Genomic DNA, 15,792 nt, shown 5'->3' with positions numbered 1-15,792 from the left:
GCAGGCTGGGGTCGGCAAACCTTCACCTGCTGAAATTAAAGCCGGCTCCTGCTGAAACAGGACCGGTTTCTTTTTAAAGGGTTAATAAATAATTACGTTGGTACCCTCCTTTCTGAAATGTGCATTATGTATGGCGCTGATCAGTTTCAGCGTTTCTGTGGCCGGTGTATTGCGCTTAATACGTAAGGTGAATAAATAATCATGCACCCGTTTGCTGCCCGCTTTTAAAGTAAGGCCATACAGGTTCTTAAAAACCAGTGACAGTTCGTCAAACTTTACGCGGTTTAAATAGGTGTCGCCATCCTTCCAGCTCTGGCTTTGATCGGCATCCACTTTTTTCTGCTCAAAGGAGCCACCATCCGTCGTATAACTAAGTTCCTCTCCCGGCGTGAGGAATGACAGCAGTTTTGTTCCTTTACTTACCCCAACCTTACCCGTAACAACAGTAACTTTTACATGAGGGAGGCTATGATATGCGTTGATATTAAACGACGTACCCAAAACCTGTACCTGCAGTGGCGCCGTGATAACTCTGAATGGCTTATGGATATTATGCTTTACTTCAAAATATGCTTCGCCCTCATCCAGGTAAACCTGGCGTATAGTTTTACCAAAATTAGAAGGAATCCGTACCCGGCTTTGGGCATTTAGCCAAACAACAGAACTGTCGGGCAGCGTCAGTTTCCTGATTTCACCGTTATGTGTACTTAAAGTGGTATAAGTTTCCGGAACTACAGTTGCTGGCTTTCTCAGAAAATAAATCAACGTAGCCGAGCAGCATAACAATAAAATACTTGCAGCAATTCGATAGTTAAACCACATCAACCGTACAGGCGTATTGATGGAACCGCTGATCTTTGTGTGCATAGCATTTCTTACGCGCTCCAGCTCCTCTGGCGGCAACGCTTGCTTTTCATTCCCGGCATCGTATGAATCATACCAGGCTTCAATGATCGTTTTTTCGGTTTCGTTAGTTGTGCCTTTCTGGTACCGGCCGAGTTGTTTTATAAATTTACGTAGCTCCATAATGGGTTTTCAACAGTAAGTCGTCAAAAAGCCCAGGAGGTACTTATAATTTACATCAACATTTTGTTAATTAATTGTAAAGCACAAATAGTATTAGTGCTAAATAAGCGGCGCTTTGTTCGGGGTGTTTTTCGGAGATAACGATACGCAGCCGACGCAGTACTTCAGAAATGTAATTTTTTACCGTTTGCTCGGCCAGTCCTAATTCGCTGGCAATTGCTTTTACTGAGTGGTTTTCGCTGCGCAGTTCGTAAACCTTTTGAAGCATTTCGGGCATATGCTTAACCGCCTGTTCAAGCGTTTGCTCCAACTCAAGATATCCGGTATGGTCATGTATGGAATTTTCAAGTAATTCTACACGCTGCAGCGCATCCTCCAGGCGCACATGCGTAACCTTTTGCGATCTGAAATAACTGATCACGCTCAGACGTACTGCGCTCAATAAATATTGCTCGAAACTTGTTTGAATGCTTAGGGAATGCCTGCGCTGCCAGAGCTTAATAAAAATTTCCTGCACAAGGTCCTGCGCCTGTGCTTGATCATCGAGCCTGGCCCTGGCTGCCCGGTATGCGCGCTCCCAGTAACCCTCAAACAGCAGATCAAACGCCGAATGATCGTCTTCCTTGATTCGGGAAAGTAAAATAGTATCGGCAATTTCTATCATTTGATGCTACAAACCTACATTACTAATGTTAACTAAACTTTAAGAAAATGATCGCTGCATGGTTGTTACAAAAAACTAATCGTCTAATAAAATATTGGATGATAGTTTGTAGATTTAAAAATTATGAGAAACCAACCTACTATTAAAAAGAACTCAAATAGCAGATTCATCCGCATACCGCTTATCGCGGGATTGCTGCTTTTAATAATTTCGGGAGCCAAAGCTCAACAAATAAAGGATCCTGCAGTTATCGGCCGATGGGATATTACTATCGACAAAGGTGGCAAAAGCCTTCCATCCTGGCTGGAAGTTCAAAAATCAGGAACACATACCCTGATTGGCCGTTTTACTTATGCTTTTGGAAGCGCGCGCCCGATATCGGAGGTGAAGCCGCATGACGGCAAATACAGTTTTTCTATCCCGCCACAATGGGAAGAAGGAAGCCGAAACATGGATTTTGAATTTGAAGTTAAGGGGGAAGAATTAACCGGGACAATGGTATATACAGATGGTGCTACCTACCATTTCACCGGTGTGCGGGCACCGTTAATGACAAGGGCAAAGGCACCGGTTTGGGGCAAACCTGTTAAACTGTTCAACGGTAAAGACACCAAAGGCTGGCATACGGACGGCAAAAACCAATGGGTAGTAGAATCGGGCATATTAAGGAGCAAGCACTCCGGCGCAAACCTTATCACCGATCAAAAATTCAGCGATTTTAAATTACACATCGAATTTCGCTATCAAAAAGGCAGCAACAGCGGCGTTTACCTGAGAGGGCGCTATGAGGTACAGGTTATCGACACTAAAACCGGTGAGCCTGAACCTATCAATAACCAGTTTAGTGCTATTTACGGTTTCCTGCCGCCTAATAAAATGATGGCGAAAAATGCCGGGGAATGGCAATCATATGACATTACACTGGTTGGGCGTTTAGTTACCATCGTAGCCAATGGCACCATGGTGATATGCCAGCAGGAGATTCCGGGCATTACCGGCGGGGCTATCGACAGTAAAGAAGGCGAACCAGGGCCGCTGCTGATTCAGGGGGATCATGGGCCTATCGATTACAGAAACATTATCATTACTCCGGCAAAATAAATTATCGAAGGCATATTATTAAAAAAATCGGCCTGTTTACACTAAGCAAACAGGCCGATTTTTATCAAATTTTTTTATTTAAAAACGATTAATCGGCTTGATATATCAGTTCTGCAAAGTTTTCCTTTTCGGCGCCGCAGGTTGGGCACTCATAGTCGCTTAAATTTTCAAAAGGCATTCCGGGTTCTATATTATTAAAGATATCCCCATACAACTCATCATAAATAGTGAAACAGCTTTTGCACTGATGAACAGTTTTTTGATTGGGTGATTTAATTTCAGTACTTGTTTTACTTACGGGCAACGGCGATAAATTATTGATTTGCTGCTCGTAAAACATATCACAAAGCGCTGTCAGATGCCTGCTTAGATCTGCTTTTGCTACACCTTGTTTGTATATCACAAATTCGCGGGTATTGTGGTTAAAATCACGGGTATGCACAATTTCAAATTCATCGGGCATCCGCGCGCGGATCATAACAGAACCATAGATCCCCGATTTAGGCGAACGCTTTATGGCAAAACTCAGGCCATAAGTTCTTAAATCAGCCTCTTCAAACTCGCTTACCAGTTGCTGTTTAAGCTCGAGGCAGGGATTGCAAAGATCTTCAACCTGCCAGTTAAGCTCATTTGAAGCATGCCTGATGTTTACCCGGTATTTGTTAAGCAGGTTGCCCCATAATGGACGGTGCCTGGCCTCGATATTTTTTATAAGCAGAGATTTCCATGGGCTAAAATATAACTGTCCAACCCTGGTTTGCATACACAGGTTACAAATATCTTTCAAAAACTCAATGTCAAAAAGCTCATGGCGCCTGTAAATGCCCAACCAGTATTTGTTGCCCTGCTTGTTAAAGCCCTCATAATAGGGTAGTTGAAATTCAGGAATAATAAGTGGCTGTTCAATTTCCTGGGTCACAAACTGGTGGCCTGCAGTAACTAATTGATAGAGCTTATCGGGATTAATTTCAACCTGGTCGTAAAACAGTGTTTTGTTAGCAAATATTACTTGTTGTATTGCTTTGCCAATGGCGGGAATATCATCCGAATAAACCAATACAGGCCAGCAATACAGGATATTAGTTTTAGGAAACCTGATATACAAATACCAGTAATTACTTACCGGCGAAGAAATAAAATTAAGGTTACCGGTAAAAAATGACGCAAAAGTTTGATTGCTGTCAACCAGGTTTATTTTCAGTTCGGGCTGATAGTCAAAAAGATCGAAAATATCTTTATAAACACCTTCTTTGAGCCAGTTCTCCTGGTTAAAAATACCATCGGCGATATACGAACTGGTGATATTGGGATAAGTATCCTGGTTAACTTCATGGTCAATACCGGCACTAAGCATATCAAATTCCAGATCCTCCAGCTGTGCTTCTTCAATTTCGAAATAAAGCTGCTGCCGGTTCCCGAAACGAACCTGTTTAGCACCCGCATTTTGCGCGATGATGAGCATCTCGTAAAAATCACCTGCAGAGGCTACGCCTCCCGGCAAATTAATCTTGATCAGTTGCTTATTCTCCATTGTTTCAAGCTTTTACTAATTGCTGCTGAAGTACTTCTTCAAGCAGCCGTTTCACTTCAGGCCGGCATGACCCGCAGCCTGTGCCGGCTCCGGTTTGGCTGCAAACATCGGCCAGTTGGGTACAGCCGCCGGCCACTTTATTACGGATATTATCGGCACCAACATTGTTACAACTACAAACCAGCTTGCCCAAAACAGGTTCGGCCGTTTTACCACTGCGAAGTAATTTAAGGCGCTTATCGCTCAGCTCGGTTTTGTTTGCTATCAGTTCCCTGAATTCCTGGAACTCTCCTTTATCACCAATTAAAATGGTGCCCACCAGCCTGTCCTGGTGAATAATGCATTTTTTATAATAGCGCTTGGCCTTGTCAATAAATACAATTTCTTCATAGTCTTTTTCATTCGGGCAATCAGATAAACCGATGCTGCACAGATCAAAACCATGAATTTTAATGATATTCATAAACAGGCTTCCCTTATAATAACTGGCAATGTCGCCGTTCATATAACCTGCAACAACTGCTGCCTGTTGTTCGGCAGCGGCAGTTATACCGTATAGGGTGCCGTTAAACTCAGCTATTTCGCCAATGGCGTATATATTGGGGTCACTGGTAAGCAACCGTTCGTTCACAATTACGCCGCGCTTAATTTCAAGACCGCAATCCTTGGCTATTTCAAGATTTGGCGTAGTACCGATGGCCAGGATCATGGCATCACAGTCAATTTTTCGCCCGCTTTTTAAGCCGATACCGGTAAGCTTGCTGCGGCCGTAAAACAGCTGCACTTCATCGTCATAAAAGATGTCGCAACCCTGGTCAACCATTTCTTCGTGCAAAAGCCTGCTGCCCAACTCATCCAATTGGCGGTTTAAAAACCTTGACGTACGCTGAATGATGGTGATGGTAATTCCTATTTCACGCAGAGAGGCGGCCATTTCTAAGCCTAATAAGCCGCCACCCACTATAACCACATGCCCGTTTTTAGGCACATGCTTTTTGAAATTATCAGCATCGTTACGGCTGCGCATACTGAAGATCCCCGGCAGCGATGGTACGTTTTTAGGAATTGCCGCACGACTACCTGTGGCCAACAGCAACACATCGTAATAAGTTTTGACTCCCCGGCTATCCAGCACATATTTGTTAACACGATCTATTTTCTCGACGCTTACGCCGCGTAATAACCTTATTTTAAGTTCGGGTTCTTCTTCATCGGTCATTTTAACCAACTGCTCCCAGCGTTGTTCACCGCTAATATAATCGGGCAGCATAACACGATTGTAAAAAGGATGATCTTCTTTACTGAAAATGATGATCTCATCATCTTTATTAAGTTCCCTGTATGATCGTACAAAACCGTGTGCACCGGCACCGGCGCCAACAACCACAATTCTTTGAAATGGCTTTTTATATTTTTGGATCTTTACCGCGCAATACTTAAAATCCGGCTCCTTTGATATCGGATCAAGTGCGTCATTAGTAACATTGTTAATGCGGTGCAGATCATTGTTCAGGATCTTGCCCCAATGCATTGGCACAAAAACAACGCCCTGCTTTATTTGTTCGGTAATCCGGGCTTTTACCCTCACTTCACCCCTTCGGGATGTAATAATAGTAACATCGCCTTCCCTGATCTCTAATGCTTCAGCATCAACAGGATTGATCTCGATAAATGATTCCTTAATATGCTGGTTAAGCTTATTTACCTTACCGGTTTTGCTCATGGTATGCCATTGATCGCGGATGCGGCCGGTAGTTAGAATGAAAGGATAGTCGCCGTCAGGAACCTCGCTGGTATGCCCATCCGGTACCGCGCTTATTTTAGCGTTACGTGTTTCGGTATAAAATTGCTTGTCAGTAAACAAGCGGGGTGTCCCTGGTATCGCATTACGTTTTTTATAAGGCCATTGTATTGATCGTTGTTGTATGATGGTTTCGTGCGTAAGCCCGCTGATATCAATATTGGTTTTGCCTGTTAGTTTAGCATGCTCGGCATAAATTTCTGCGGCATTTTTGAAGTCGAAGCCTTTGTACCCCATTTTTTGAGCAAAACGGCAAATGATCTCGCTATCCGGCATAGCCTCGCCCGGTGGGTCAAGTACTTTACTCAAATAACTGATCCGCCTTTCAGAATTGGTCATAGTACCCTCCTTTTCGGCCCAGGCTGCTGCGGGGAGGATCACATCGGCATAAGCCAGTGTTTCGGGCTTATTACTAATCTCCTGAACCACTACAAACTTTGCTTTTTTCAAAGCCTCTTCGGCAAGGCGTACGTTTGGCAAGCTGGTTAATGGGTTGGTACACATGATCCAGATGGCTTTAAGGCGGCCATCATTTAATGCCTCAAACATCTCCGTTGCGGTAAGACCTGGTTTTGCGGCTATCTCTGTACCTCCCCAAAACTTCTGTACCTCCGCCCTGTCTGCCGGGTTAGTTAAAACACGATGCGCCGGTAAAAGATTAGCAAGCCCTCCCACTTCACGCCCGCCCATAGCATTTGGTTGCCCGGTTAGCGATAATGGGCCAGATCCCGGCTTACCAATATGGCCTGTTATCAAGTTAAGATTCAGGAGGCTTAAATTTTTATTTACCCCAACAGCGCTTTGATTTAGCCCCATTGTCCACATCGTTATGAAACCTTTTGCATCGCCTATATAACTGGCAGCAAGCCGTATGTCGTTTTCACTTACACCACAAATAGCAGCCGATTCAGCAAGGGTACGTTCAAATACCAATTTGCTGTACTGCTCAAAACCATCAGCATGATTGTTTACAAAATCAATATCGATATCCCCATTCTCTATCAATACCCTGCCAATAGCGTGGTTAAGGGTGATATCGGTACCCGGGTTTAACTGCAGGTGCAGATCGGCATTGCTGCAGGTATCCGTAACCCGGGGGTCAACAACAATGATTTTCACATCGGGATTTGCGGCTTTATGCGCTTCAACCCTTCGCCATAAAATAGGATGGCACCAGGCTGGGTTAGCTCCGGTAACATAAAAGCAATCGGCCAGTTCAATATCGTCATAACAAACAGGTACAGCATCCTCGCCTAAAGCAATTTTATAAGCGGCAACCGCGCTGCTCATACACAAACGTGAATTGGTATCTATATTATTACTGCCGATAAAACCTTTAATTAGCTTATTGACAACGTAATATTCCTCTGTAAGGCACTGGCCTGAGGCATAAAATGCAACCGAATCCGGCCCGTATTTATCAATGAACGTTTTAAAAATGGCTGCTGTGCGCTCCAATGCATCGTCCCAGCTTACCCTTTGCAGGGGCATGCTTTTATTATAGCGCATTTGAGGGTATAGCAGCCTGTCGGTTTTATCATTAGCTGTGTAGTGCAGGTTAAGCCCTTTACTGCACAACATGCCATTATTTACAGGATAGTCCTTATCGCCCTCAAGCGTTATACTGCCATTTTTTTCTTTATTAATTACCACGCCGCAGCCTACCCCGCAGTAGCAGCAAGTACTTTTAAATGTATTTTGAGGGCGTTTGTTAGACATTTCTTTTAAGCTAAAAGCTTAAGGCTGAAAGCCAAAAGCTCTTTTATTTATTACTATTTATATGTATTTTAAGCAGAAAGCGTTAATGGCTTTCTGCTTAAAGTTTTTTGCCCGGGCTTTAAGCTTATAAAGCCAAAGCGGGTTCATCTGCTGTTTGAGCCTCAGCCTGTTTTTGAAAACGGGTGATCAGCACAATCACGGAAATCACCATAACAGTTATACCGATGTAAGTAAATGCCTGTATATAAGTGATATGTTCGGACTTGAAAAGAAACCCAAACAGCATTCCTCCAAGGTTACCACCGGCCCCAACAATACCGCTTACCATCCCCACATTTTTGCTATTGATAAACGGAACTATACCATAAGTAGCGCCGTTTGACATTTTAAGGAACAGCGCAAATGATAGCATGGAGATAATAGCCATTGTAAGGCTGCCCGAATGTGCAAACAGAACAAGACCAATACCTTCCAGCAACAGTACGCCGGCAAGCAATAAGCCCTTGCCCCGCATTCCGAATTTACCGCCAACTTTGTCAGATACAATGCCGCCTAATGCACGGGCAAAAATGTTCATGAAGCCGAATATACCTGCCCAGAAACCTGCCGAGCTTTGTGAGAGATGGAATGTATCCACAAAATGCAGGGAGGCTACGTTATCAAAAGTGATCTCCATACCAAAGCACATGGCGTAGGCCAGTGTAAGTGCCCAAACACGCCAGTCAGCCAATATCGACCAGTCGGTTTTTGATGGATTGGTTTTGGCATAACCTACTTCATCATAGTTACCGTTAGGAGTGTCTTTGGTAAATTTCCAGTATACAAATGCTATTATCAGCATCATTACACCCGGAACTATCATGGCATACCTCCAGGCTTCGGCTTTGGTAAAGCCGGCCCCTACTATGGCAGCAAATATTAAAGGCATTACCATATTGGTTATACCGCCGCCAAGGTTACCCCAGCCACCGGTTACCGCGTTTGCTGTACCTTTTATATTAGGTGCAAACATCATAGAAGTATGGAACTGGGTAATTACAAACGATGAACCTATTACACCAATAGCCAGGCGAAACAATAAAAAAGAGGTGTAATCATGAGCCAGGCCTACCAGGAATACCGGCAGCGATCCGATAATTAATAACCTAACCGCCGTTTTGCGAGGCCCCCAGGTATCACAAAGCTTGCCTATAATAAGGCGGGCTATAATGGTTGCAGCAACAGATGCAATGATGGTGTTACCTACTTGTCCTTTGCTCAGATGTAATTCGGCGCGGATGGTTGGCATTAATGGCGCCAGGCCGAACCAGCCAAAAAAGCATACAAAAAACATGAGCCATGTGATGTGAAAGGTGCGCATTTGTACACCTTTTAATGAAAATATGTTGAGTTTGGTAAGTTGTTTTTCCATTTTTTTAAGCTTAAAGCTCAAAGCCTAAGGCTAAAAGCTGTTTGTTTGTACTTTGATTTTTTAACATTTCTTGCTTTCGGCTTTTAGCCTTAAGCTTTCAGCCTACGTTACTTGTTTAAAAATTCAGGTTTGATATTAAGCTGCAGGTACGCCCAAAACGGGTGCAGTTTGCTGCTATCCGGCGTTAAACCTTTAGCATATTCCATGCTGTGGGTTGCTGCCATGTAAGATAAACCCAGATCAACAGCTGTAAATTTGTTGAGCTTATAGCTGTTGGTGAGGTCAAATTCGGTACCCAGGTATTTGTCAATGGGCTGTCCGTTTGTTCCTTTCTGATCTTTAGCCAACAGGAAGTAATGATTAGCCAAATCAACGCTAAAGCGCTTATTGTCTGAAAGATATTTGATTTTAACATACGGATTGCTCAAGCCGCCGGTTGGGGATCCACTGCCGGCATAAAAATAGTCCATATAACCCCAGAATTTATGCGGTGTACCATACAATGGATCAAACCTGTGATTGGTTTTTGAGGTGGAAAGCGCATCGTTTCCTGACAGGTAATCCCATCCGGCTGTATAAGCCATGTTACCGCTTTTGTATGATAAAGATGCGGTATAAGTATAAGCGCTTAACTCAGCACCATCACGGTCATGTCCGCCCTGATAGTAAAAGCCGCCTGTAGCAGCCCATTCATCCTTACTGCCGAAAACGGGATTGATAAGCAAGCCGGTTGTGTAACGGGTATTAACTCCAGGTTGATTAAACCGCCGACCGTATATATAACCAACGTCTTCGCCTGATACATTTTTTACCGAATCGAGTTTGTATTTGGCAAACTGATCGGCCAGGAAAAGGCCGGTTACTTTAGTTTTATTAAATTTTTTAGCAAAGTAGAGATATTCAAGTGCTTTATAGTTTTGGTTTTGCCCGTTAGTACCGGGAGGATTTAAAAATGAAAGATTGCCGTTTTTGGCACTAACCCCCGAAGCATTTACCAGCGGGATAAGCCCGGCAGGGGTATTAGCCAAATTACCTTTGCTATCCTTTACTGTAGCGGGTACATTGGCCGGTGTATAATAGGTGCCATTATAGTTAATAGCATCAGAGCTTTGATTAAAGGCAGCGCCGAGATCAACCTGCCAGCCTGATTGAAGAAGTTTTAATACGATGGCGTCGTGCCTGCGGGCTTGCTGAATCCAGTCGGTAGCGCCAAGCAAGCGTTCATCGTCATAGCTAATTTCCTGTCGGCCAGCTTTTATAGCGAAATAATCGACAGGCGATTTTTTAAAGGAAGTGTCTTTTTTGTTGGAGAGGATCAATTCCGCCCAAGCTTCGTGAAGGCTTAACCGGCTGCCATCGTTGATCGTAATAGTTGAGGCATCCTGGCCCCACAGCCTTACATCCTGTACCGATGTTTGGAAAATAAGCTTACTGCTTTTGTAATTGAAGGTGAGCCGCGTTCGTTGTGACACGAAGGCTGCATTTTTGTTACCTACCGGTTCTAAAGTTCCATAACCATCACGTAATTCGCCCCTTGTTTTGATCTGCCCTGTTAAAGATAGCTGCGCAGAAGCATTATAAGAAACGAAACATGATATAATTAATAGAATTTTTCCAATAGTGTATTGATTAGATACATTTTTGTACATTTGAATTGGTTTTTTATTTGTTAAAGCGATTAAAAACTATTTAACCCTGTCTGGGAATGCGACCTCCCGGCAGGGCTTTTTTATGCATTTTTGATTTTTACCATAGGCGCAATCTTTTTTGATTAATTTATCTGTTTAATTATGATAAATATAACTTATTTAATGATTGCGTACAAATAATTGATTTTTAAAATGAATTTTTATGATTAAAATCATTAAAAACTATATTTTTTGATAAAAACTCAAATTACAAACGATCAAAAACAGCAGAAATGCATTTTTAACAATTTATTAATAGATGAAAAGCCAATAAAACATTGCAAAAACCAAATTAAAATCCCTTATAAAGAAAAAAGTCGCCACAAAAAATCAAATAATCTAATAAAAAGCCATTAAAATTTGTTTTAAACTCTAAAAAAACAAAAATCACATAAAAAAAGACGTAAAAAGTCCACATGCCTTTATTAGATACCACATTGGTGTATAAAATACACTGCGATTTCAAACAAAAACATATGAAAAAGCGCCATTGCCCTATTCGGCAACGGCGCTTAATGTAAATTTCGTTCTATTTTCCGCCCAAATACACCAGCATTTAATCAATTCCTACAAAAACTTTTCCGTCGGCTATTTTTACCGGGTAAGTTTTTATAACCAATTCCTCTTCTCCCAAACACTCACCGGTAAGCAGTGAAAATGTTTTTTTATGAAAAGGGCAAGCTACTTTTGGCTCGCAGCTTTCGCCCGCACTGCCGATCATTCCACGCGATATAGCCATTTGCTGCTTATGCGGACAAAGATTTTGCGTAGCATACCACTCATTGCGACGTGTAAAATTAAATATTGCTATCTGTTCATCACCGTGCTTAATACATGATCCGCCATTTTCAGGCACATCATCAACATAACAGGCCATGATCCATTGGGTTGCTATTGTTGCTTCCATTGTGTTTTCTTTTTAATAATGATCAATCTAACTTTGAACTAAAAACTTGGGATTTCCTAATAAAACCTACCATTCCTTAGCGCGAACCTGTTCACGCATTGGCTCAAATTGAGCATGAGGATCTTTTTCATCGGGCGCATTTATAAAATGAGCGAAGCGCTTGCGCATTGAAGGGTTATTTATTGCTTCTTTCCACTCGCAATGATAAGTGTTTACCAATGCCTGCATTTCCTCTTCCAACTGCTCACCCAATCCAAGACTGTCATTTACTATTACATTTTTAAGATAGCTCATGCCACCGTCGAGCTTATTAAGCCAGGTTGCTGTCCGGGTTAACTGATCGGCTGTTTTTATATAAAACATCAGGAACCTGTCGAGATATTTAATTACAGTTTCCTTGTCAATATCTGTTGCCAGCAACTGAGCATGCTGCGGTTTTGAGCCACCATTGCCACACACATACAAATTCCAACCTTTTTCTGTGGCTATAATTCCAAAATCTTTTGATTGAGCTTCGGCGCATTCCCGCACACAACCACTCACTCCGCCTTTAATTTTATGCGGGGCGCGAATGCCTTTATATCTATCCTCTACCTCAATGGCAAAAGTAACGCTATCATGTAGGCCAAACCGGCACCAGGTACTGCCCACGCAGCTTTTTACAGTACGGAGCGCTTTACCGTAAGCATGCCCACTTTCAAAGCCGGCATCAATAAGCTCTTCCCAAATCAAAGGCAGATCGCTCAGGTGCGCGCCAAACATATCAATACGCTGCCCTCCTGTTATTTTAGTATACAATCCGTATCTTTTGGCAACCTGACCAATTACAATCAGCTTATCAGGCGTAATTTCGCCGCCCGGGATACGGGGTACGACAGAATAAGTGCCTCCTTTTTGGATATTGGCTAAAAATCGATCATTACTATCCTGTATTACTTCCTGTTTTACAATAACATCATTCCATAAGCTGGATAAAATACTGGCAACAACCGGCTTGCAAACCTCACAGCCATCGCCCTTGCCGTAATGGTCAAGCACCAGGTCATAGTTTTTCAGCCCGTTTATTTTAACAAGGTCAAACAATTCCTGGCGCGAGTAATCAAAATGCTCGCAAATAACATTTTTAATATACTGACCGTTTGCCTTCATGGTGCCGGCAATCAAATCTTTTACCAATGGCACGCAACCGCCGCAGCCTGTACCTGCCTTGGTGCATTTTTTCATACCATCAATACCGGTAACGCCGCCTTCATTTACTGCCGAACAGATAGCACCTTTGGTAACCGCTTCACATGAACAGATCAGCGCATCATCGGGCAAGCTCATTACGCCTGCCCCTGCATTGGCTTCACCCCCTCTTGATCCCAAGATCAAATCTTCCGGATCTGGCGGCAGCACTATTTTATTATTAACGGTTTGCAGCAGCATATTATAAGCATCCGCATCGCCGATTAAAATACCGCCCAAAAGATTCTTGCCATCGTTTGTAATATTAATGCGCTTGTAAATCCCTTTATGCGTATCCTCAAACAAGATGGTGCGACAATCAGGCTCAGTAATAAAGGCATCACCAAAGCTGGCCACATCAACACCAATCAACTTCAACTTGGTGCTCATATCATAGCCATAAAAACTCTTATCAGCCTCAGTTAAATGAGCAGCTACAATATCCGCCATCTCATAGCCGGGCGCAACCAGGCCATAGATCATCCCTTCATATAAAGCACATTCACCAATAGCATAAATGCATTCATCACTGGTTTGCATTTTTTCGTTCACTACAATACCGCCACGGGTACCTACGTGCAAACCGGCCAATTTAGCTAACTCATCGCGCGGGCGGATACCGGCAGAAATAACCAGCATATCTACCGCAAGCTGGCTATCGTCATTAAATTTTAACGCCTGAATTTTTTTATCGCCGGTAATAGCCGCGGTGCTTTTATTAAGATGGATATGCAAACCCAGCTGGCTTAATTTCATTTGCAGCATACTACTCCCTGCAGAGTCTATCTGACGCGGCATCAGGCGCGGCGCGAATTCAATAACATGAGTTTCAGAAATGCCAAGATCTATTAAAGCCTTGGCAGCTTCCAGTCCCAGCAAACCACCGCCCATTACAGCGCCCGACTTTGCATTAACAGCGCAAGCCTTGATCAGCTCCAGGTCTTCAATGGTGCGATATACAAACACACCTTCTTTTTCAATACCCGGAATATCTGGCACAAAAGCCGATGAGCCGGTTGCTAAAACCAGGTAATCATATTTAAGTGTAACACCCTTTAAAGAGTGGATTGTTTTTTCGGTGCGATTGATTTCCTGAATGGGATCATCTAAATGCAACGCGATACCATTATCTGAATACCACGATAAAGTGGAGAGCGATAGGTCGTCGGCAGTCTTACCGTTAAAATACTCGCTAAGATGCACCCTGTCATAAGCGTGACGCGGCTCTTCGCCAAAAACAATTATCTGGAACTGAGTTGATCTGGCTAAAAGTTTTTCGCAAAACTTATAACCTACCATACCGTTGCCAACAACAATGATGGTTGGTTTTGACATATCGAAATTTTTTAAATGTTAAAGCAATTTTCAAACTAAAAATGAATCAACTGCGACCTTGATTTCATTTATATTACAATTATAACTAAAAAAACATCAAATAAAAATTTAATTTCAATTTTTTATTAAACAAATCATGATTATTGGCATTTAAATTTATAAAATAGTGCTATTAACATAATTTATATCATTATTTAAACATATTTCTTCATGTAATTTTGTTATTTTTACAAAATCAATGAAATTTAAAGGCTTAAAAGTCTATTTTTTAATCACTAATTTAACAAAATGCAAAAACAAATACAAAATCCAGAGCTTTTTGTACTTGGAGCAGGTCCTGGAGACCCAGAATTGATGACTATCAAGGGATTTAAGGTATTACAACAGGCAAATGTGATACTATATGACAATCTGGCTAACAAAGAGTTACTGGCAATAAGCCGGGATGATTGTGAAAAAGTGTACGTTGGCAAGCAACCTTACGGCGATTATACACCGCAGGAAACAATTCATGAGCTGATAAAACATTACGCATTTACTAAAGGTAACGTGGTAAGGTTAAAGGGCGGCGATCCGTTTATATTTGGCCGCGGGTTTGAAGAAATCATTTATGCCCGCCAACATGGTATCACCACACATTATATACCTGGTGTAACCAGCATGCAGGCGTCCGGCTTGGAAGACATCCCCCTAACCCACCGACAGGTAAGCGAAAGCGTTTGGATGGTTACCGGCACCAAAAAAGATGGCAGCTTATCTGCCGATTTAACCTGCGCCATGCACAGTAACGCGACAGTTGTTATATATATGGGGATGAAAAAGCTGGCAGAAATAGCATCAGCCTATATAAAAGCGGGTAAAGGCGATACACCGGCAGCTATTATACAACATGCTTCATTGCCTCAACAAAAATCTGCAAAAGGAAAAGTAAGCGGCCTTGAAGCTATCGCAGCAGATAATCAGCTTACCTACCCCGCTATTATTATTATAGGAGATGTTGTTAACGTAAAAAATTGAAGAAATGAAGATCAGAATAAAAGGAAACTCACTGCGCTATCGCCTCACCAAAACAGACGTGCAAAACTTTGACAGGGACGGCTATCTGGAAGAATGCACCAATTTTGGTTCACAAGTATTTAAATATGCATTGCAACGCTCTGCAACTGAATTTTTATCTGCCGGGTTCAGCGATAATACCATAATTATGTATATGCCGGCTGCGATGGCCCTTGAATGGACAGGCACCGACCGGGTTGGTTATGAAAACAATACCGACCAAATGTACCTGCTTATTGAAAAAGATTTTAAATGTCTGGATAATGTGGCTGAAGACCAAAGTGATAATTATCCTAACCCATTGAGTTTAAAACTTCAACATTAAA

The 15,792-nt window shown here is 42.5% G+C and carries 11 protein-coding genes; 3 read left to right on the top strand and 8 right to left on the bottom strand.

Annotated features, from left to right (window positions below):
• Positions 1 to 81: 81 nt before the first annotated feature.
• The gene (locus MusilaSJ_RS03050; protein ID WP_274988608.1) at positions 82 to 1,026 is read right to left on the bottom strand and encodes a FecR family protein; all 945 of its coding nucleotides are present in this window, start codon (positions 1,024 to 1,026) and stop codon (positions 82 to 84) included.
• A gap of 70 nt (positions 1,027 to 1,096) precedes the next feature.
• Entirely contained in the window at positions 1,097 to 1,690 is a 594-nt protein-coding gene (locus MusilaSJ_RS03045) for an RNA polymerase sigma factor (protein ID WP_274988607.1), read from the bottom strand.
• Between the two features lie 123 nt (positions 1,691 to 1,813).
• Here MusilaSJ_RS03045 and MusilaSJ_RS03040 point away from each other — a divergent pair, with 123 nt between their 5' ends.
• Positions 1,814 to 2,791, top strand: coding sequence for a 3-keto-disaccharide hydrolase (locus MusilaSJ_RS03040; protein ID WP_274988606.1), 978 nt, complete (start codon positions 1,814 to 1,816; stop codon positions 2,789 to 2,791).
• An 88-nt stretch (positions 2,792 to 2,879) separates the two neighbouring features.
• On the opposite strand, the gene MusilaSJ_RS03035 is transcribed toward MusilaSJ_RS03040, so the two are convergent.
• The 6 genes from MusilaSJ_RS03035 to nirB form a co-directional block, all read right to left on the bottom strand.
• Entirely contained in the window at positions 2,880 to 4,322 is a 1,443-nt protein-coding gene (locus MusilaSJ_RS03035) for a rubredoxin (RefSeq protein WP_274988605.1), read from the bottom strand.
• 4 nt (positions 4,323 to 4,326) lie between these two features.
• Positions 4,327 to 7,842 carry a nitrate reductase gene (locus MusilaSJ_RS03030; RefSeq protein WP_274988604.1) on the bottom strand — a complete coding sequence of 1,172 codons (3,516 nt, stop codon included), beginning with the start codon at positions 7,840 to 7,842 and terminating at the stop codon, positions 4,327 to 4,329.
• 124 nt (positions 7,843 to 7,966) lie between these two features.
• Complete coding sequence (locus MusilaSJ_RS03025) at positions 7,967 to 9,253, bottom strand: MFS transporter (RefSeq protein WP_274988603.1); 1,287 nt, start codon at positions 9,251 to 9,253, stop codon at positions 7,967 to 7,969.
• Between the two features lie 107 nt (positions 9,254 to 9,360).
• Complete coding sequence (locus MusilaSJ_RS03020) at positions 9,361 to 10,902, bottom strand: alginate export family protein (protein ID WP_274988602.1); 1,542 nt, start codon at positions 10,900 to 10,902, stop codon at positions 9,361 to 9,363.
• Positions 10,903 to 11,497: 595 nt separating this feature from the next.
• Entirely contained in the window at positions 11,498 to 11,848 is a 351-nt protein-coding gene (nirD, locus tag MusilaSJ_RS03015) for a nitrite reductase small subunit NirD (protein WP_274988601.1), read from the bottom strand.
• A gap of 66 nt (positions 11,849 to 11,914) precedes the next feature.
• Positions 11,915 to 14,410 carry a nitrite reductase large subunit NirB gene (gene nirB, locus MusilaSJ_RS03010; RefSeq protein ID WP_274988600.1) on the bottom strand — a complete coding sequence of 832 codons (2,496 nt, stop codon included), beginning with the start codon at positions 14,408 to 14,410 and terminating at the stop codon, positions 11,915 to 11,917.
• Positions 14,411 to 14,698: 288 nt separating this feature from the next.
• Here nirB and cobA point away from each other — a divergent pair, with 288 nt between their 5' ends.
• Complete coding sequence (gene cobA / locus MusilaSJ_RS03005; RefSeq protein WP_274988599.1) at positions 14,699 to 15,427, top strand: uroporphyrinogen-III C-methyltransferase; 729 nt, start codon at positions 14,699 to 14,701, stop codon at positions 15,425 to 15,427.
• Between the two features lie 4 nt (positions 15,428 to 15,431).
• The gene (locus MusilaSJ_RS03000; protein ID WP_274988598.1) at positions 15,432 to 15,791 is read left to right on the top strand and encodes a DUF7009 family protein; all 360 of its coding nucleotides are present in this window, start codon (positions 15,432 to 15,434) and stop codon (positions 15,789 to 15,791) included.
• Position 15,792: the final 1 nt, after the last annotated feature.

The organism is Mucilaginibacter sp. SJ (genome assembly GCF_028993635.1).
GTDB lineage: Bacteria > Bacteroidota > Bacteroidia > Sphingobacteriales > Sphingobacteriaceae > Mucilaginibacter.
The sequence above is the reverse complement of the archived record's forward strand: the minus strand, read 5'-3'. Positions and strand labels throughout refer to the sequence as shown.

Bases quoted from the DNA above. Each gene is read 5' to 3' on its own strand.
- MusilaSJ_RS03050 (WP_274988608.1), bottom strand. From the start codon at position 1,026: ATGGAGCTACGTAAATTTATAAAACAACTCGGCCGGTACCAGAAAGGC.
- MusilaSJ_RS03045 (WP_274988607.1), bottom strand. From the start codon at position 1,690: ATGATAGAAATTGCCGATACTATTTTACTTTCCCGAATCAAGGAAGAC.
- MusilaSJ_RS03040 (WP_274988606.1), top strand. From the start codon at position 1,814: ATGAGAAACCAACCTACTATTAAAAAGAACTCAAATAGCAGATTCATC.
- MusilaSJ_RS03035 (WP_274988605.1), bottom strand. From the start codon at position 4,322: ATGGAGAATAAGCAACTGATCAAGATTAATTTGCCGGGAGGCGTAGCC.
- MusilaSJ_RS03030 (WP_274988604.1), bottom strand. From the start codon at position 7,842: ATGTCTAACAAACGCCCTCAAAATACATTTAAAAGTACTTGCTGCTAC.
- MusilaSJ_RS03025 (WP_274988603.1), bottom strand. From the start codon at position 9,253: ATGGAAAAACAACTTACCAAACTCAACATATTTTCATTAAAAGGTGTA.
- MusilaSJ_RS03020 (WP_274988602.1), bottom strand. From the start codon at position 10,902: ATGTACAAAAATGTATCTAATCAATACACTATTGGAAAAATTCTATTA.
- nirD (WP_274988601.1), bottom strand. From the start codon at position 11,848: ATGGAAGCAACAATAGCAACCCAATGGATCATGGCCTGTTATGTTGAT.
- nirB (WP_274988600.1), bottom strand. From the start codon at position 14,410: ATGTCAAAACCAACCATCATTGTTGTTGGCAACGGTATGGTAGGTTAT.
- cobA (WP_274988599.1), top strand. From the start codon at position 14,699: ATGCAAAAACAAATACAAAATCCAGAGCTTTTTGTACTTGGAGCAGGT.
- MusilaSJ_RS03000 (WP_274988598.1), top strand. From the start codon at position 15,432: ATGAAGATCAGAATAAAAGGAAACTCACTGCGCTATCGCCTCACCAAA.